Origin of the sequence: Jannaschia sp. 2305UL9-9 (assembly GCF_041403465.1) — a bacterium.
Classification (GTDB): Bacteria; Pseudomonadota; Alphaproteobacteria; order Rhodobacterales; family Rhodobacteraceae; genus Jannaschia.
Genome location: NZ_JBGEHM010000001.1, coordinates 828,700 through 846,422, shown reverse-complemented (window position 1 = coordinate 846,422; position 17,723 = coordinate 828,700). Strand labels below are relative to the sequence as shown.

Genomic DNA, 17,723 nt, shown 5'->3' with positions numbered 1-17,723 from the left:
TCATGAGCGTGGGACCGCGCCGCGCTGCGGCCTCCGGGTGTCGATCCGATCGGGTATCGGTCCGGTTCGACGGCGACAGATTGTGATGGTTCTCAAGCGGCGCCCGGGATGGCGAATACCCTTCGATTACGGATGAACGGGATGGATTCACGCCCCATCTCATTTTCATGACAAAACGTCATTGACGCCATCGCGGGCTATCGCTATCCCGCCTCTCACGCGCGGTTGTAGCTCAGTTGGTTAGAGTACCGGCCTGTCACGCCGGGGGTCGCGGGTTCGAGCCCCGTCAACCGCGCCACTTTCCTTTTCGTCAATGTAAGCAAGTATTTGAGCGACAGATCATGCTGTCAGCCTTAAAGGCCCGGCAATCCCCTGTCAGGGATGGCCGAGCCGGAATGATGCTGTAACCCGGCCTCAGGACTGACTGCGCGATCGTGCGGCAAACCGTGGCAGCATGGCCGAAAAATCGCGGCCCTCTCCATCCTCATCGCGCGTGAACGCCGTATACTGGCGCAGCGCCTCGGCACCCATCGGGGTCGGGGCATCCACCGACTCGGCCGCCTGCTGGGCGAGGCCGAGATCCTTGAGCATGAGTTCCGACGCGAACCCGGGCCGGTAGTCGTTGTCCGCAGGCGAGACGGGGCCGACACCGGGGGCGGGGCAATAGGTTGTCAGGCTCCAGGATTGGCCGGAGGAGGTCGAGGCGACGTCATACATCGCCTGTCGATCCAGCCCCAGCTTGTCGGCCAGCGCAAAGGCCTCGCAGGTGACGACCATCGTCGCACCAAGGATCATGTTGTTGCAGATCTTGGCCGCCTGCCCATTTCCGGACGGGCCGCAATGCACGGTGCGCCCGCCCATGATGTCCAGCAAGGGGGCGCCCTTGGCCAATGCCTCGGCCGAGCCGCCGACCATGAAGGTCAATGTGCCCGCATCCGCGCCGCCTATGCCACCGGAGACGGGCGCGTCCAGCGCACCGATGTCCGACGCCGCCGCCTGATCGGCCACCGCGCGGGCGCTGTCCACATCGACCGTCGAACAATCGAGCAGGATGGCGCCCGGCGACATGACGGGAATCACCTCGTTGGCGACGGCGCGCAGGATCGCGCCGTTGGGCAGCATGGTGATCACCACGTCCGCGCCCTTTGCGGCCTCGGCCGCCGTGGCGGCCATCGACACGCCATCGGGGGCCGATGCGGCCGTATCATAGCCCGTGACAGACATGCCGGCCTGCGCAAGGTTGCGGGCCATGGGGCCGCCCATGTTCCCGAGGCCGATAAATCCGATCTTCATTGTGCAATCTCCGGTTGCGGGGTGCCTTTCGGCAAAGGGGCAAGCATGCGGGCGACATCCACGGCGGGGACCGCCGTCGGTCCGGTGTGTCGCCATCTGGGCGACCGGTCGCGGTCGATGATCTGTGCGCGGATGCCTTCGACGAAGTCGGCGAGTTCCAGCGCCCGATGGGTAAAGCGGTATTCCAGCGACAGGGCCGCCTCGATGGTGGGGTCATCGCCAAGCCGGTGCAACATCTCGACCGTGCAGGCCATCGACAGGGGGGCGTTGCGGGTCAGAGCCGATCTGGCGGCCTCGGCCGCAGGCGTCCGTGCACCGTCGACCGCACGCGCGATGTCGCCGAGGGTTTCGCCCGCAAACAGCGTGTCGATATCCGCCTGCATCCGGGCCATTTCGGATCCGGGCGGTGTCTGCCCGGCGGCATCGGCCAAAGTTGCGTCCCCCGTTTCGCACAAGGCGTCGATCAGGGCGGGCCAGTCGTTCGGTACATAGAGGTCCGCGAAACCGGCGTGGATCGCATCGCCGGGGCCCATACGCGCGCCCGTCGTGCCAAGGTATTCCCCCAGCCGACCGGGTGCGCGGGCCAGCAGCAGCGTGCCGCCCACGTCCGGCACAAGGCCGATCGCACATTCCGGCATGGCGATCTGTGACGTGTCGTCGACGATGCGGTGGGACGCATGGCAACCGACGCCGACGCCGCCGCCCATCGTGAAACCGTGCAGGAATGTCACCACCGGTTTGGGAAAGTGGAACAGCTTGGCGTTCATGCGGTATTCGTCGCGCCAGAACCTCTGGCCGTAGTCATAGCGTCCTTCGACACCCGCCCGGTGCATCTCGACGATGTCACCACCCGCGCAAAAGGCGCGACCGGGGGCCGCGTCGATCACGATCAGGTCGACGGCCTGATCCGCCCGCCACGCATCCAGCGCACGTTCGATGGCAAGGCACATCTCCCACGTCAGGGCGTTCATCGCCTCGGGCCGGGTCAGTGTGATGCGCCCGGCACGGCCGTCGATGCGTATGTGGATGTCTGTCATGTGTGGGTTTCCGAGACGGCTGTGCGGGATTTCAGCAGGGCGTAGGCGGCAACGGGGTCGGTTCGGCGTAGGGGGTAGAACGGGTTTCCCCCGATGGCCTGCATCGCTTGTGCCATCCATCCCCGCAGCAGGATGAAGAGATAGAGGGAGGGTACGACAAGAACGAGGACCACGATGGTGATCCACGGCCCGATCCCAAGGCCAGCCAGATCGCCCGCCAATGACGCGATTACGGCCGCCGCGCTGACACTGACCAGTGGTAGCATCGGCAGCGCAAAATACCGTGCGATCTTGACGTCGGACAGGCTGCCACCAGCGGCGCAGTGGCGCAGCGCCGCGATTTCCCAGCGGTCGTGCCATCGTCGCAGCCATGGGGGCGGGGCCAGCGGGGCCGTCATGTCTGTTCCCTTCCCCTCATCCTGCCACGCATATCCCGGGGGTCCGGGGGCGGAGCCCCCGGTTGGTCGGATCGCCGCAGGCGATTCGAACCCTCTCACCCACGCAGCAGGTCCCGCGCCACGATCATGCGCATGATCTCGTTCGTGCCCTCAAGGATCTGATGCACCCGAAGATCGCGGACCAGCTTCTCGATCCCGTAATCCGCCAGATAGCCGTAGCCGCCGTGCAGTTGCAGGCATTGATCGACGACGCGGCTGCCGGTTTCGGTCACCAGCTTCTTGGCCATGGCGCAGAACTTTCCCGCATCGGGTGCGCCTTCGTCCAGTTTCCATGCAGCCTGGCGCAGGAAGACGCGCGCGGCCTGCAGGTCGATCTCCATATCCGCGAGGCGGAACTGCAGGGCCTGAAACTGATCGATGCTCTGGCCGAATGCGCGCCGTTCGGACATGTAGGCAATCGTGAGGTCCATCGCCTGCTGGGCCGCGCCCAGCGAACAGGCCGCGATGTTGAGCCGCCCCCCGTCAAGCCCCGCCATGGCATAGCGGAACCCGTGCCCTTCCTCACCCAGCAGATTACCCGCATCGACGCGCGCGTCGTCCAACTGCACCTGACGGGTGGGTTGCGACCGCCAACCCATCTTGTCCTCCAGCCCGCCGAAGGACAGCCCGTCCGTGCCGTCATCGACGACGAAGGCGCTGATCCCCTTGGGGCCATCCGCGCCCGACCGCGCCATGACGATATAGGCATCGGAATATCCGCCACCCGAGATGAACGCCTTGGTGCCGGTCAGGAACCAGCCTTCGTTCGTCCGCTCGGCACGGGTTTTCAGCGCCGCCGCGTCCGAGCCGCTGGCCGGTTCGGTCAGGCAATAGCTGAACACAGTTTCCATCGACAGGGCGGGCGGCAAGTATCGTGCCTTGAGGTCGTCGGACCCGAAGCTGTCGATCATGCGGGCGCACATGTTGTGGATCGACAGAAAGGCCGCAACCGAAGGGCAGGCCATCGACAGCGCCTCGAACACCAAGGTCGCGTCGAGGCGGGACAGCCCGGCGCCGCCCGACTCCTCGGATACGTAGAGGCCGCCGAAACCCAGTTGGGCCATCTTTGGCCACAGGTCCTTGGGGATCGTTCCCATCGCCTCCCACTCGCGGGCGTGGGGGGCGATCTCGGATTGGCCGAGGTCGCGGGCCATATCGAAGATGGCTTCACTCTCTTCGGATAGTGCGAAATCCATGGCTGCCCCTCCCGTGGCGCGAATAGAACGCTTGTTCAATTGTGGGGCGAACGGGAAGCCAACGCAAGAAAAATGCGCGCCCCCGACATCGGGAGCGCGCATTCTGTGCGAGTTTGCGGAAGTGGCCAGACCATGCGGCCGATCCGTCCGCGTCGCGCCGTCCTTCGGGCCGCGTTCAGATCAGGCGAACCTGCGTGCCGATCGCCGTAAGGGCATACAGTTCGGCAATCTTTTCGTTGTAGAGGCCGATGCAGCCCGACGATGACCGGCGCCCGATCTTGCGCGTGTCATGGGTGCCGTGGATCAGGTAGGCAGGCCAATCGAGGTACATGGCATGCGTTCCAAGCGGATTGCCCGGCTCGCCACCCTCCATGCGGATCGGCAGGGTCGGGTCACGTTCGCGCATGTTCGCGGTCGGCGTCCAGCTCGGGCCCTCCTGCTTGCGCACGATTTCCGAATAGCCGCGGCGCGTCAGTTCATCCGTCATGGGCACCGAGGTCGGATAGAGTCGATAGTCGCTGCCGTCGCCGCTCCAGTAGTGCAGGGCGCGGCTGGTGGTATCGGCAATGATGATCCCGGCCCCGAGGGAGTTGAAATGATCGCGCCAATCGATGCGGTGAAAGCTGGAGGTGTTGCGCCGCGTCTCCGTCGGTCCGGTCACGCCACCAAAGGATTCCGCGGTGTATTCCTGCGCGCGCAGAACGGAGGGCGTCGCCAGAAGGGCGGTCGCGCCCAGCAGAACGGTCCGGCGGTTGGTCTTGGTCATCGAGATCTCCTGTCAACAGTGGGGGCTGTCGTGCTCGACCCGTAGCTAGCAAAGCCATGATACGGTCGGAAGGGGCCGGATCATCACATGTTTGCGCGCAGACCCGGCCGACGGGCGGCAGACCGCCGAAAAAGACCCGCACCGTGCCCCCTTCGTGCCCGATTGCCACGACAACCTGACCCATGTCGGCACATCGCGGGAGCAGACACATGGGTCCCATCGCGGCCACCATCCATTGCCTGAAAACCCCTTTCACGTGGAAAGGGCGGGCGTCGCCTTCCGAATACTGGTGGTTCACCCTTGCCATGATGCTGATACAGGTGGCGGCCCTGCTGCCGCTGACCCTGCCTTTCATACGGGCAGGCGTCGCCTATCGGGACGCATGGGCCCGTGCTGAAATCGTCGCCTACAACACGTGGTCCGAGGTGGTGCCCCCCGCGGCCCCCGATCTTCTGGGGATTGCCCAGGGGCAGCAGGTATACTGGATGGCCTTCGGCATCCTGATGATCCTGCCGCTGTTCTCGCACCTGTCGGTCATGGTGCGGCGGCTGCATGACAGCGGGCGCAGCGGGTGGTGGTACTGGATCATCCTGATCCCGATCGTCGGGCCGATCCTTCTTCTGATCTTCCTCGTCGTTCCGGGCGAGGTGTACCGGAACCGGTTCGGGCCCGGACGTCAGGCCGACCTGTATCCGCGCGCCCGTCGCGGCAGCGACATGCCCGTGGTGCCGCGCGACCCGCTGGCGCACCTTCAATCCGCCGAGGATCTGCGCGGTCTGCGCCATTCCCGAATGCCGGGCGTCTGAGCGGCCGCCCCCATGCGCGCGTCGATCTGCGGCCGGATCCACCGGTCGTCAATCGACCGCTGACAGCCTGACCAATCTATCCTGATCCGGGGACGCGTCCTGCGCGGCCCTTTTTGGCGTCCGACTGCAACTCAAGATGGGCCGCGCTTTCTGCGATCGACCATGAATGCGTCATCGCGCGGGTTTTCCGTGGCAAAATCATGGCATCGGTGTCGACCGTCGGGCGATTCTGTCCGCTTGCCTCATTTCCTGCACATTTGCGTCCTACCCGGCATGGAGTAGCCCCAATCGGAAACGGTAGGCTGCGACCCGGGTGATCGTTGCTGAAGGCGAGACGATTGGCCCAGATTCGGCTTTGATCGAGGCCAGATTCAGCCCCGAGTTGGGGCAGGCCACGGCTAGAGTGAGGTCAGGGAAGGTCGAATATGTGACCGAACCAAGGCAACGACGGAACAGAAGGAACGACACGATGACTGGCATCCTCCTTACCACCGGTATCACCCTGTTCGTCATGTTCGAGGTCCTGCTGTCCCCTGTCGGCGACAACTGAGATTGACGATCCGGCCCCTGCATCGCGTGGGGGCAGCATGAGGCGCCGAGGCGCCGGCGTTGATCCACCGCGATCCGATCGGGATCGAACGGTAAACGCCCCCGAAGGGGCGCAGAAGTTTCAGGCAATACAAAGCATGGTGCCGCCGCCCCGGTCCGGGACAGCGGCAGGTCCGATCACTCCATCAGGGGGATCGAGAATTCGCCGCCTTCCTTGATGCCGGACGGCCAGCGCGCGGTGACGGTCTTTGTGCGGGTATAGAACTTGAACGAATCCGGACCGTGCTGATTCAGGTCACCGAACATCGATTTCTTCCACCCACCAAAGGTGTGATAGGCCAGCGGCACCGGGATCGGCACGTTGACGCCGACCATGCCGACATTCACGCGCTTGGCGAAATCGCGGGCCGCGTCGCCGTCACGGGTGAAGATCGCAGTGCCGTTGCCGTACTCATGATCCATGGCAAGCGACAATGCCTCCTCATAGGTCTGGGCGCGCACGGTCGACAGGACGGGGCCGAAGATCTCCTTCTGGTAGATCTCCATGTCCTTGGTGACGTGGTCGAACAGGACTGGGCCGACGAAGAAGCCGTTCTCGTAGCCCTGAACGCTCATCTCGCTGCCGTCCACGACGGCCTTGGCGCCCGCGTCCTTGCCCGACTGGATCAGGCGCAGGATGTTTTCCTTGGCGGCGCCGGTCACGACGGGGCCGAAATCGACATCGTCGCCGGACGTATAGGGCCCGACCTTCAATGCCTCGACCCGGGGGGCCAGTTTTGCGATCAGGCGGTCGGCGGTGTCGTCACCGACCGGCACGGCCACCGAAATCGCCATGCAGCGTTCGCCAGCCGCGCCGTAACCCGCACCGACCAGCGCATCGGCTGCCTGATCCATGTCCGCGTCGGGCATGATGATCATGTGGTTCTTGGCACCGCCGAAGCATTGGGCGCGTTTGCCCTGCGCGCTGGCACGCTCATAGATGTAGGCCGCGATCGGGGTGGAGCCGACGAAGCCGACCGACTGGATCACCGGATGATCGAGGATCGCGTCCACCGCCACCTTGTCACCGTTGACGACCTGCAGGATGCCCTTGGGCAGGCCCGCTTCCTCCAGCAGGGCCGCAAGCATCATCGGCACCGACGGGTCGCGTTCGGAGGGCTTGAGGATGAAGGCGTTGCCGCAGGCGATGGCAGGCGCGAACATCCACATCGGGATCATCGCCGGGAAGTTGAACGGCGTGATGCCGGCGGTGACGCCCAGCGGCTGACGCATGGAATACATGTCGATGCCAGGGCCGGCTGAGTCGGTGAATTCACCCTTCAGGTGGTGCGGCGCCCCGATGCAGAACTCGACAACCTCCAGCCCGCGCACCACGTCGCCCTTGGCATCGGGGAACGTCTTGCCGTGTTCGCGCGACAGCGCCTCGGCCAGCTTGTCCATGTCGCGGTTCAGAAGGTCGACGAACTTCATCAACACGCGCGCCCGACGTTGCGGGTTGGTCGCGGCCCACGCGGGTTGCGCCGCCGCGGCAACTTCGACCGCCCGGTCGAGGTCATCGGCGGTCGCCAGCGCAACCTGCGCCTGCACCTCGCCGGTGGCTGGGTTCATGACGTCGGCTGTGCGGTCCGTGCCCGCAACTTCGGCCCCGTCGATCCAATGTCCGATCTGCTGCATCTGTGCTCTCCCTGATTTGGCGCGACACTAGGCGGAACGACCTTGCAGGAACAGCGTCAGACGGGCAGGGTGGTCTTGCGTTTTTGTCGGGGTGCTTTCGATGGATTGGGACGATCTGCGCATCTTTCGCGGTGTTGCGCGTGGCGGGTCGCTGGCACAGGCGGCGCGGGGTCTCAGGCTTGATCCCGCAACGCTCAACCGGCGCATCGCGCGGTTGGAGGATCGGGCAGGCGTCGCGCTGTTTCTCAAATCCCCGCGAGGTTATGCCCTGACCGAGGCGGGTCTGCGTCTGCTGCCCCATGCAGAGGCCATGGCAGACGGCGCGCGCGCGGGCGCGGCGGCCCTTGTCGGCGGCGAGGCGCTGGCGGGGCGCGTCCGGATCGGCGCGCCCGACGGCATCGCGAACTTCGTCCTGCCCGCCGTCCTGACGCGCATCCGGTCGGCGCATCCGAACCTTGCGCTGGATCTGGTCGCCCTACCGCGTGTCTTCGACCTGAGCAGACGGGAAGCCGACCTTGCCATCACGGTATCCGCGCCCAAGGCCGGTCGTTTGAAGTTGCGCCGATTGTGCGACTATCGCCTCAGCCTTGCGGCGCATCGCAGCTATCTGGATCAGGCGCCGCCGCTGCGCACCCGCGATGACCTGCCGGGGCATGCCATCGTCGGATATATCCCGGACATGATCTTCGATGCGGACCTCGACTATCTGGATGAGGTCGGCGTCGGGACGCCCGGTCTGGCCTCGAACTCCGCAGCGGTGCAGCTTGGCCTGATCCGCGCCGGGGCCGGCGTGGGGGTGGTGCATGATTTCATGCTGCCCACGGATCCCGGTCTGGTCCGCGTCCTGCCCGACGAGGTGCGTCTGACACGCGCCTTCCACCTTGTCCGGCACAGCGATGCGGGCGGGCCGCTGATCGGGCGCTGCGCGGCATTGCTGGCCGATGGGGTGCGGGCCGAAGTTGCCCGGTTGGAGGCCATCGCCGCGCAGGTGACGGGCAGGGATCAGACGACCTGACTGCTATGGCGACAGCAGGCGGTCTTGTGCTGCAACGCCTCCAGTTTCGGATGACAAGGGCATGAAGGATCCGTCATTCCGCCCGGCTATCCAGCGGCAGGAAGGCCTGTGGTCCGGCCTTCCTGCCAAGTGACGTGCATGTTGCGCAGACTTGACTTGCCGCGTGGACGCGCCGACGCTGATCCCACGACATTGCACGGGAGGGCAGACCATGTTCGTGACCAAGATCCTCGCCTCGAAAGCCACGCAGGGTGTATTGACCATATCGCCCGGTGCCAGCATCGCCGACGCGGTGGCGGAACTGGCAAGTCGCAAGATTGGTGCCCTCGTGGTCAGCGAAACCGGCAGCCGCGCTGATGGTATACTGTCGGAGCGGGATATCGTGCGCGAACTGGGCAAGGATGGCGCCGCCGTTCTGGACAGGTTGGTATCCGACGTCATGACCCGAAAGGTTCAGGTCTGCACCCCGAGCGACCGGTCGGAGGACGTCCTGCAACGCATGACGGAGGGGCGTTTCCGTCACATGCCCGTCGAAGAGGACGGCGCGTTGATCGGGGTCATCTCGCTGGGCGATGTGGTCAAGGCCCGGCTGAGCGAGGTGTCGATGGAGAAAGACGCCCTTGAGGCGATGGTCGCCGGGCATACCTGAAGCCACCATCGGCACCCAACGCCCCGCAGGGACAGATCGCATGGCGGCTTGTCTGTGCGGGGCCGACATGTCACGCACGCCCCGCGAGACCGCAGACACGACCGCGACAAGGACATACCGATGCGCACAGCCCTGTATCCAGGCACGTTCGACCCGATCACGCTGGGCCATATCGACATCATCAAACGGGCCTGCACCCTGTGCGACCGTCTGGTGATCGGCGTCGCGATCAACCGCGACAAGGGGCCGCTGTTCTCGCTGGAGGAACGGGTCGCGATGGTCGAGGCCGAGGTCGCGCGATGGTCGGACAAGACCGGCTGTGAGATCGTCGCCCATCCGTTCGAGAACCTGCTTATCGATTGCGCCGAAGAGGTGGGCGCACAGATGATCGTGCGCGGTCTGCGCGCGGTCGCGGATTTCGAGTACGAGTTCCAGATGGTGGGCATGAACCGGCGCCTGAACGACCGGATCGAGACGGTTTTCCTGATGGCCGAGGCGGAACATCAGGCGATTGCCTCCAAATTGGTCAAGGAAATCGCCCGTCTGGGGGGCAACGTGTCGTCATTTGTGACGCCTGCGGTCTACTCGGCCCTGAACGAGCGGTTTGGGCGCTAGGCGGGAAACAATGCGGCGCGGGTCCGGCGATTGTCCAAACACGCCTTGGCCGCGCCAAACTTCCGACAGGCCCGGATGATGAATGGAGGCCGAGGGCCAAAGGCCCGATTCCTTCATTCGCGTAAGGGTGTTGCGCAATGTCCCGAACTGATCTGTCGGCGGTTGAAACACTGTCGCTTTCCGAAATCGATCTGATCATCAACCATTCGACGGCCTGGCGCGAGGCCCGTATCACGCCGCTGGTCATCGCTGATATTCCCATAGCCGTTCCGCCCGAAGCCGAGGCGACCACCGTGACATGGGGCTCGGGCGTAACCGACGTCACGTGGTCGGTCGATGGCATGGAGGTGCTGCGCAGCCTGAACGACGTGCCGGACGTCTATTCCTGGACATCGCGCGACCATGTCTACGATGCCGAAACCGGGATCCTTCGGGAAAGCACGATGGTCTATGACAACGGCGGCGTGCAGACCAGCTACTACGACGCCGAGGGCGCGCGAACCCACCGCATCGCGGTGAACGCGGATCTGGGCGAGGGGCTGTCCTTCAAGACCTATACCTACCAGGCGTCCGGCAAGATGGACACGATCTTCATTCGCTACGGCGACGGGCGGGAACTGACGATCAGTTACGATGAAGACGGGCGCAAGTCGGGCGAGATCCACGTCGACGTCGAGAACGTCTTCGATTGGGCCGTGCGGAGCGAGAATTTCAACGCCGACGGCAAGCACACCTCGACCCTGCGGATCGATGATGACGGCATGCAATACGACACCACCTACAACGGGCGCGGTGAGGTCGTCGAAAAGCTGTATCAGGATCTTGGGGATCGGTGGAGCTGGGCGATCAAGCACTGGTCCTACGATGATGACGGCGCGCTGATTGTGCAAACCGTGGTTGCGGATGATGGAACCGTGACGACGTCGGGCCCGGTCGATGACATGGCGGTGGCCGACGCCCTGCGCGTTGCGATGGACAGTTTCGAATGGAACGATGTCGCGACGCCCACGGATCCCGCTACGATACCGGACGACAGTGCGGGGGCAGATGCCTCTGACGGCGCGGCTGCTACCACCTATGCCAAGGCCCACTCCATTCATTTTCTGGCAAAGTGGCGCGCCGCGGATACGTCGGAATCGACCACATCCGACAGCATCGGTGCGACCGGGCTGGATACGGTGTCATCGACTGACGACTGGATATAGGCGGGTCCGGGCGGGGCACGGGCGCCTACGCCCGGCCCCGCTCCGCAAGGGCGGCCTGCAGGGCGCTTGCCCGCGGATCACCGGTTTCCAGCGCGAAAACCCAGGCCTGTGTCAGAAAGAACGCCGCTGCGTCCGCCTCGGCGCCCTTCGACGCCATTTCATACAGCGACACGAGCGAACCCCTATCGCCCGCCGCATGCGCGGCCAGCAGTCGGGCATCCAGCGTCAGGCGCCCAGACACCGTGCCACCCAGTCGTGGAACCTGTGGGTCGGCCCATCCATTGCCGGGCTGAACCGTCCCCCGTCGAAACCGGGGGCTGCGCGCCCCTTCTGCATCCCTTCGACGACAAAGACGTCCTCCTCGAAGACGGCTTTCCAAAGCGCGGTATTCCGGTCAGCCAGATCCGGGTCGAAATCGGGCGTCGCATAGTAGAGGTGGACGTGTTCGCGGGTGCGTCCCGGCCCATCGGGCAGCAGGATGATCGCGAAGGCATGGTCGCGGTGCGTGCCCATCAGGATGTTCGGAAACAGCGAGATGTATTCGGCGGCCGTGTCCCACGCGTCGGACAGGCCGGTGAAATCGGGAAAACGCGCATCGCCCTCGATAAGCTGTCGATAGACCCGCGTGCCCTGGCCGGAAAAACCGGCGTCTTCGATATGGTAGTGGTCTTCCAGCCGTGAATAGGCGTTCAGGCCGGGGTGGACCCATGGCAGGTGATAACTTTCGCAGTAATTCTCGACCGCCAACTTCCAGTTGCAAGCCACATCGAAGGTGAAGGACCGGCCGTCATGAAACAGCGGGCCGGCCCTATCCTCTTCAAATTCCGCCCAGCGGGCGATGGCGGCGGCATTCACCGTTTCGAAGGGGGGTGCGGTTCCGTCGATGTTCACGAACACGACGTCGCGCCAGATATGGCTGGGCACTTCGATCAGGCCCAGCGTCACCTTGTCGATGCGCGCGTCACTGTTGAAACCCGGCCCGCCGACATGCGGCGTGGCGACCAGACGGCCTTCGGTCGAATAGCACCACGAATGATAGGGGCAACGGATCGCGCCTTCGATGCGGGTCGGCTCGGACACGAGGATCATGCCGCGATGACGGCAGACATTCTGAAAGACGCGGACAACGCCCCCGCGGTCACGCAGGAGCAGCAGCGGCACGCCCGCGAAGGTCAGCGGCACGGCATCGCCCGGCGTGGGCACCTGCGCCGCCACGGCAAGGCCCGCCCATTGCCCGTGCAGGATGGCCGCGGATTCCCGCGCATAGGTGTTCGGATCGGTGTAATGCGCGTTCGGCAGGCCATTGGCCACGCCGATCGGCTGTCGCACGGCGGCGAGTGTGTCGATGTCCTTCATGGTGCGCCCTCCGGTCCGATGATGTTCCGGAAGGCTGCGGGCAGGCCCGCGACCTGTCTAGCCTGACTGCGACATGATGGTCAGCGGGTCACTCGCGCCCGCGCGACAGGGCCGCGACACCCGTGCGTGCCATCTCCACCAGGCCAATCGGGCGCATCAGGTCGGCAAAGGCGTCGATCTTGCCAACATCGCCCGTGATCTCGAACACGAAACTGTCGAGCGTGCTGTCGACGACATTGGCCCGGAAGATCTCGGCCAGTCTCAGCGCCTCGATCCGCTGGTCGCCCTTGCCGGCCACCTTGAACAGGGCCAGTTCGCGTTCGACGGGCTTGCCCTCGACGGTCAGGTCACGCACCTCGTGCACGGGCACGATGCGACCGATCTGGGCCTTGATCTGCTCGATGACCTGAGGCGTGCCGGTCGTCACGACGGTGATACGGGACAGATGTCCTTCGTGATCGACCTCGGCCACCGTCAGGCTTTCGATGTTGTAGCCACGCCCGGCGAACAGGCCGATGACGCGCGCCAGAACCCCGGCCTCGTTCTCGACGATGACGGCAAGCGTATGCCGTTCCTGCACGTCCGAGAACGTGGGTCGAAGGTTGTAGGCGGAATGGCTGTTGGAGCCTTTTTTGAGCTTGAGTGCGGACATGGTTTAAGGCCGATCTTTCTTCGAAACTGTCTGAATGAGGCTGCGATTGCAGGCACGGGCGGCGGTGACACCCTGCGAATAGAGGATCACCCGTCTTGTCACACCAACACCGATCCTTTGGCGTCGATGACGCCTTGGGTGTCGGCCTCGCCCAGCAGCATTTCGTTGTGCGCCTTGCCCGACGGGATCATCGGGAAGCAGTTCTCGTGCTTGGCAACCAGACAATCGAAGATCACGGGGCCGTCGTGGTTCAGCATCTCCATGATCGCGTCGTCCAGATCGGCAGGGTCGGAGCACAGGATCCCCTTGGCGCCGAAGGCTTCGGCCAGCTTGACGAAATCGGGCAGGGCCTCGGACCACGACTCGGAATAGCGCTCGCCGTGCAGCAGCTCCTGCCACTGGCGGACCATGCCGAGGCGTTCATTGTTCAGGATGAACTGTTTCACCGGCAGGCGGTATTGGACCATCGTGCCCATCTCCTGCATGTTCATCAGCCACGACGCCTCACCGGCGACGTTGATGACAAGGCTGTCGGGGTGCGCGACCTGAACGCCCATCGACGCGGGCTGGCCATAGCCCATGGTCCCCAACCCACCGGAGGTCATCCAGCGGTTCGGATCCTCGAACCCCAGGTATTGGGCGGCCCACATCTGATGCTGACCGACCTCGGTGCAGATGTAGCGGTCGTGATCCTTGGTCAGCGCCTCCAGACGTTCCAGCGCGTATTGCGGGCGAATGACGGGGCCTTCCTGCTTGTAGGACAGGCATTTGACCATGCGCCACTGTTCGATCTGCGCCCACCATTTCTGAACCGCGCCCGCGTTGGTCTTGCGCCCGCGCGCCTTCCACAGGCGCAGCGCGTCCTCCAACACGTGGGCGATATCGCCAAGGATGGGGACGTCGGCCTTGACCACCTTGTTGATCGACGACGGGTCGATATCGATGTGGACCTTGGTCGATCTGGGGCTGAACGCGTCCAACCGGCCGGTGATCCGGTCGTCGAAGCGGGCGCCGACGTTGATCATCAGATCACAGTCATGCATGACCATGTTCGCCTCGTAGAGGCCATGCATGCCCAGCATGCCCAGCCACTTGCCGCCCGACGCGGGATAGGCACCCAGTCCCATCAAGGTGGAGGTGATCGGGAACCCGGTCGCCTCGACGAATTCACGCAACAGCTGCGACGCCGCGGGGCCGGAGTTGATGACGCCGCCGCCGGTATAGAAGACCGGGCGCTCCGCCCGCTCCATCAGGTCGACCAGCTGCTCGATCGCTTCGGCATCACCTTTCAGGCGCGGCTGGTAGTGCGAGGTCTTGACCTGCTTGGGGGCCGTGTAGTTGCCCGAGGCGAACTGGATATCCTTGGGAATGTCTACCAGAACCGGACCGGGCCGCCCCGAGGTCGCGACATGGAACGCCTCGTGCAGGACCTTCGGCAATTCGTCCGTCTCCTTCACCAACCAGTTGTGCTTGGTGCAGGGGCGGGTGATGCCGACGGTGTCCGCCTCCTGAAAGGCATCCGAGCCGATCATGAACGTGGGCACCTGGCCCGACAGGACGAGGATCGGGATACTGTCCATTAGCGCATCGGTCAGGCCGGTAACGGCATTCGTCGCGCCGGGCCCGGAGGTGACGAGGGCGACGCCGATCTTGCCGGTGGACCGGGCGTAGCCTTCGGCGGCATGGATCGCGGCCTGTTCATGCCGCACGAGGAAATGGCGGATGTCGTTTTGCTGAAAGATCTCGTCATAGATCGGCAGCACGGCGCCACCGGGATAGCCGAACACGGTGTCGACGCCCTGATCCTTCAGGGCTTTGACGACCATCTGCGCGCCGCTCATCTGTTTGCTCATCGTCTCTCACTCCACTCCGACGCTACCGACGAAAAACCCCTCCGGAGGGTGTCTCCGGAGGGGCGCATGGTTACCGTTATGGTCGCTGATCCCTCAGCCCATGCACCCTTGCCCTACAATTACGAGAAGCGTCTTCATCTGCGTTTCCTAATCTTGCAGCGGTATCCATACCGATGGAGGCAGGGGCGTCAACAGGCGTGGTGGAGAAAATTGCCGCATCGGCGCGATTTCTTGTCGTTTGTTGCGTCGGGCGGCGTGGTGCGTGGTCGCAGCCTTGTCACACGAACCCCGCTGGTGCAGCGATGCAGCAACCACGCAGCGGAGGCACGGGCAGCATGAACAACTTGCAACAACAGGTGCGCGGCGGCGCCGTCCTGCGCGGCCTGTGGCAGAATCTACCCGGTCCGGAGGCCGCCGAAATCGCCCGCAACGCTGGCTTCGACTGGCTTGTCATCGACGGGGAACATGGGGCCTGGGCCCCGGCCGAGATTCGCGCCCGTCTTATCGCCGCGCCGGAGGCCGTGGTTCGTGTCCCGGTGGGCGAGACATGGATCCTGAAACAGGCGCTGGACCTTGGTGCGCGAACGGTTCTGGTGCCCATGGTGGACACCGCCGAGCAGGCGGCAGAGGCGGTTGCCGCCTGCCGCTATCCCCCCGACGGCGTCCGCGGCGTCGGGGCGATGGTGGCCCGTGCGGGCGGATGGGGCGCCGATGGCGGCTATCTCGCGCGGGCCAACGCGGAGGTCTCCGTCTGGGTGCAGGCCGAAAGCCGCGCGGCGCTGACGAACCTCGAGGCGATCTGCGCAACCGACGGCGTGGATTGCGTCTTCATAGGCCCGGCCGATCTGGCGTGGGACATGGGCCTGCGCCCGGACGATCCGGCGGTCATGGACGCGATGCGGGATGCGATCAGGCGCATCGACGCCGCCGGCTGTGCGCCGGGCATCTTTGCGGCAGACCCCGAAACGTGGATCGATGCGGGGGCTAGGGTCGTCTGCATGGGATCCGACGCGATGGTCCTGACGGCGGGCCTTGCCGCGTTGGCGCGATGATCCAACTGTCGGCCCGCGGTATTGCGGCGGAATGGGAGGCGGCCTCCGGTCACCTGCCGCGACTGACGATCGGGGGGGCAGACGTTCTGTTTGCTGCCCCGTGGCGGTCCGATGCGGGGGTGCAGTCCGACGCTTCGATCCCTGTGGTCGACAGACGTCTGGGTGGGACATTCGCCTGCGCGCCCTTCGGTGCGGATGACGTGGATGGCGGGCCGCCTCATGGGCGCGGCGCGAATGGTCCGTGGCAGGTGATCCGCACCTCTCCGTCGGCCCTGACCGCGTGGTGCCCCCTGTCGCGCGGGCAGATGACCGCACGCATTGCCCTGCGCGATGATCATCCGGCATTGTACCAGACGCATGTTCTGGACCTCGAAGCCCCATGCACCTTTGCCCACCACCCGATGGTTCAGATTACCGGGGGCGGCCGCCTGTCCGCCGCCACCCCGCGCGCCATCCTGACCTTCGACGCCGAGGCGCCGGTGTTCGATGCCCATCAACGCAGCACGCTCTGGCAGCTGACGGCGAATGGCCGCAGCCGGGACGTGCGTGATCTTCCGCAGGAGCGGTGCGAGGATTTCCTGACACTGGTGTCCGGTGGCAGGGGCCTTGGCTGGACCGCCCTGCGCCGCTTTGCCGAGGGCGATACCATCCTGACCCTGCGGCGTGCAGACCAGCTTCCGGTGACGATGCTGTGGTTGAGCAATGGCGCGCGCCAGAACGCCCCGTGGTGCGGGCAGGTGCGCGGCTTGATCGGGATCGAGGATGGAATCGGCGCGGGGGCAGCGGGCTTTGCCGCCGCCCTGTCCGCCCGATCACGGGTCGCGGCCGAGGGTGTCGCGACCGCCCTGGCCCCGGGCCGCCATGTCATTCCCCATGCCATCCTGCGCCTTGACCGCCCGGTCGAGGTGTCCGAGGTCACGCTGGACCGCGGACTGCGGATCGATACGCCCGACGGTCCGGTCCACCTGCCATTCGATGAAAGCCATTTCGCATGATCCTGATCGACGCCGATGCCTGTCCCGTAAAGTCCGAGATCATCGAGGTCGCGCTGCGCCGGAACATGCAGACGATCTTCGTGGCAGCGACCTATCTGCGCCTGCCGGATCATCCGTCGATCAAGATGTTCGCCGCCGGTGATGCCTTCGATGCCGCCGACGATGCGATTGCCGCGGTGGCCAGACCGGGCACGGTGACGATCACGGCGGATATCCTGCTGGCCGAAAGGGTGCTGAAGGTCGGGGGGGCCGCGCTGGACCCGAGAGGGCGCGAGTATACCGAAGCAAGCATCGGCGAAACGGTCGCGACCCGTGACCTGATGGCGGAACTGCGCCCCGGCATGATGGGCCAGTCGGGCGGACAATCGAGCGGCCCGGCCCCATACGGCCCGCGTGACCGCGCCGCGTTCAAGAACGCGCTGGACCGGATCCTGACGCGGATCGCAAGGGGCTGACGGCCGCCGACCCGGCCTTGGGCCCAAGGCCAGCCTTGCCGGGGAATTTCGCCGCACCGCAGCAACCTGTTTGCATTTGCACGGGCGCCCCATGTTATAGCGCCCCGGCACACCATCT

18 protein-coding genes and 1 tRNA gene are annotated in these 17,723 nt (G+C 65.1%); 9 read left to right on the top strand and 10 right to left on the bottom strand.

Features of this window, described 5'->3' with window-relative positions; genetic code table 11:
* Positions 1-221: 221 nt before the first annotated feature.
* Positions 222-298 (top strand) — tRNA-Asp (locus tag V6N07_RS04140).
* 116 nt (positions 299-414) lie between these two features.
* Here the strand turns inward: V6N07_RS04140 and mmsB are convergent.
* The 5 genes from mmsB to V6N07_RS04115 all read right to left on the bottom strand — a co-directional run bounded on the left by mmsB (position 415) and on the right by V6N07_RS04115 (position 4,729).
* Positions 415-1,293 (bottom strand): 3-hydroxyisobutyrate dehydrogenase, encoded by an 879-nt coding sequence (gene mmsB / locus V6N07_RS04135; RefSeq protein ID WP_371154277.1) that lies wholly within the window; start codon positions 1,291-1,293, stop codon positions 415-417.
* Complete coding sequence (locus V6N07_RS04130; RefSeq protein WP_371154275.1) at positions 1,290-2,330, bottom strand: enoyl-CoA hydratase/isomerase family protein; 1,041 nt, start codon at positions 2,328-2,330, stop codon at positions 1,290-1,292. Before V6N07_RS04130 ends, mmsB begins: the two co-directional genes overlap by 4 nt.
* Entirely contained in the window at positions 2,327-2,728 is a 402-nt protein-coding gene (locus V6N07_RS04125; protein ID WP_371154273.1) for a hypothetical protein, read from the bottom strand. The genes V6N07_RS04130 and V6N07_RS04125 overlap by 4 nt, the downstream gene beginning before the upstream one ends.
* A gap of 95 nt (positions 2,729-2,823) precedes the next feature.
* Positions 2,824-3,963 (bottom strand): acyl-CoA dehydrogenase family protein, encoded by a 1,140-nt coding sequence (locus V6N07_RS04120; RefSeq protein WP_371154271.1) that lies wholly within the window; start codon positions 3,961-3,963, stop codon positions 2,824-2,826.
* Between the two features lie 175 nt (positions 3,964-4,138).
* On the bottom strand, positions 4,139-4,729 hold the full coding sequence (locus V6N07_RS04115; protein WP_371154269.1) for a L,D-transpeptidase: 591 nt from the start codon (positions 4,727-4,729) through the stop codon (positions 4,139-4,141).
* A gap of 209 nt (positions 4,730-4,938) precedes the next feature.
* On the opposite strand from V6N07_RS04115, the gene V6N07_RS04110 reads away from it, so the two are divergent.
* On the top strand, positions 4,939-5,535 hold the full coding sequence (locus V6N07_RS04110; RefSeq protein WP_371154268.1) for a DUF805 domain-containing protein: 597 nt from the start codon (positions 4,939-4,941) through the stop codon (positions 5,533-5,535).
* 726 nt (positions 5,536-6,261) lie between these two features.
* Here the strand turns inward: V6N07_RS04110 and V6N07_RS04105 are convergent.
* A complete protein-coding gene (locus V6N07_RS04105) occupies positions 6,262-7,758 on the bottom strand; it encodes a CoA-acylating methylmalonate-semialdehyde dehydrogenase (protein ID WP_371154267.1) in 1,497 nt (498 codons plus the stop codon).
* Positions 7,759-7,858: 100 nt separating this feature from the next.
* Here V6N07_RS04105 and V6N07_RS04100 point away from each other — a divergent pair, with 100 nt between their 5' ends.
* The 4 genes from V6N07_RS04100 (at position 7,859) to V6N07_RS04085 (ending at position 11,242) form a co-directional block, all read left to right on the top strand.
* Entirely contained in the window at positions 7,859-8,773 is a 915-nt protein-coding gene (locus tag V6N07_RS04100; protein ID WP_371154265.1) for a LysR family transcriptional regulator, read from the top strand.
* Positions 8,774-8,984: 211 nt separating this feature from the next.
* Positions 8,985-9,422 carry a CBS domain-containing protein gene (locus V6N07_RS04095; protein WP_371154264.1) on the top strand — a complete coding sequence of 146 codons (438 nt, stop codon included), beginning with the start codon at positions 8,985-8,987 and terminating at the stop codon, positions 9,420-9,422.
* 120 nt (positions 9,423-9,542) lie between these two features.
* Positions 9,543-10,037 carry a pantetheine-phosphate adenylyltransferase gene (gene coaD / locus V6N07_RS04090; RefSeq protein ID WP_371154263.1) on the top strand — a complete coding sequence of 165 codons (495 nt, stop codon included), beginning with the start codon at positions 9,543-9,545 and terminating at the stop codon, positions 10,035-10,037.
* A gap of 137 nt (positions 10,038-10,174) precedes the next feature.
* Positions 10,175-11,242 carry a hypothetical protein gene (locus tag V6N07_RS04085; RefSeq protein WP_371154262.1) on the top strand — a complete coding sequence of 356 codons (1,068 nt, stop codon included), beginning with the start codon at positions 10,175-10,177 and terminating at the stop codon, positions 11,240-11,242.
* A gap of 25 nt (positions 11,243-11,267) precedes the next feature.
* On the opposite strand, the gene V6N07_RS04080 is transcribed toward V6N07_RS04085, so the two are convergent.
* From V6N07_RS04080 to V6N07_RS04065, 4 genes are all read right to left on the bottom strand, one after another.
* Positions 11,268-11,483, bottom strand: a complete 216-nt coding sequence (locus V6N07_RS04080) for a hypothetical protein (RefSeq protein ID WP_371154260.1) — start codon at positions 11,481-11,483, stop codon at positions 11,268-11,270.
* Positions 11,468-12,598 (bottom strand): aromatic ring-hydroxylating dioxygenase subunit alpha, encoded by a 1,131-nt coding sequence (locus V6N07_RS04075; protein ID WP_371154258.1) that lies wholly within the window; start codon positions 12,596-12,598, stop codon positions 11,468-11,470. The genes V6N07_RS04080 and V6N07_RS04075 overlap by 16 nt, the downstream gene beginning before the upstream one ends.
* Before the next feature lie 88 nt (positions 12,599-12,686).
* Positions 12,687-13,250, bottom strand: a complete 564-nt coding sequence (gene ilvN, locus V6N07_RS04070; RefSeq protein ID WP_371154257.1) for an acetolactate synthase small subunit — start codon at positions 13,248-13,250, stop codon at positions 12,687-12,689.
* A gap of 98 nt (positions 13,251-13,348) precedes the next feature.
* On the bottom strand, positions 13,349-15,103 hold the full coding sequence (locus V6N07_RS04065) for an acetolactate synthase 3 large subunit (RefSeq protein WP_371154256.1): 1,755 nt from the start codon (positions 15,101-15,103) through the stop codon (positions 13,349-13,351).
* A 335-nt stretch (positions 15,104-15,438) separates the two neighbouring features.
* Between V6N07_RS04065 and V6N07_RS04060 the strand changes: the two genes are divergently transcribed.
* Genes V6N07_RS04060 through V6N07_RS04050 form a run of 3 tightly spaced genes read left to right on the top strand, consistent with a single transcriptional unit; the run spans position 15,439 to position 17,605 of the window.
* Positions 15,439-16,155 carry an HpcH/HpaI aldolase/citrate lyase family protein gene (locus tag V6N07_RS04060; RefSeq protein WP_371154254.1) on the top strand — a complete coding sequence of 239 codons (717 nt, stop codon included), beginning with the start codon at positions 15,439-15,441 and terminating at the stop codon, positions 16,153-16,155.
* Positions 16,152-17,150, top strand: a complete 999-nt coding sequence (locus tag V6N07_RS04055) for a hypothetical protein (RefSeq protein ID WP_371154252.1) — start codon at positions 16,152-16,154, stop codon at positions 17,148-17,150. Before V6N07_RS04060 ends, V6N07_RS04055 begins: the two co-directional genes overlap by 4 nt.
* On the top strand, positions 17,147-17,605 hold the full coding sequence (locus V6N07_RS04050) for a YaiI/YqxD family protein (protein ID WP_371154250.1): 459 nt from the start codon (positions 17,147-17,149) through the stop codon (positions 17,603-17,605). The genes V6N07_RS04055 and V6N07_RS04050 overlap by 4 nt, the downstream gene beginning before the upstream one ends.
* Positions 17,606-17,723: the final 118 nt, after the last annotated feature.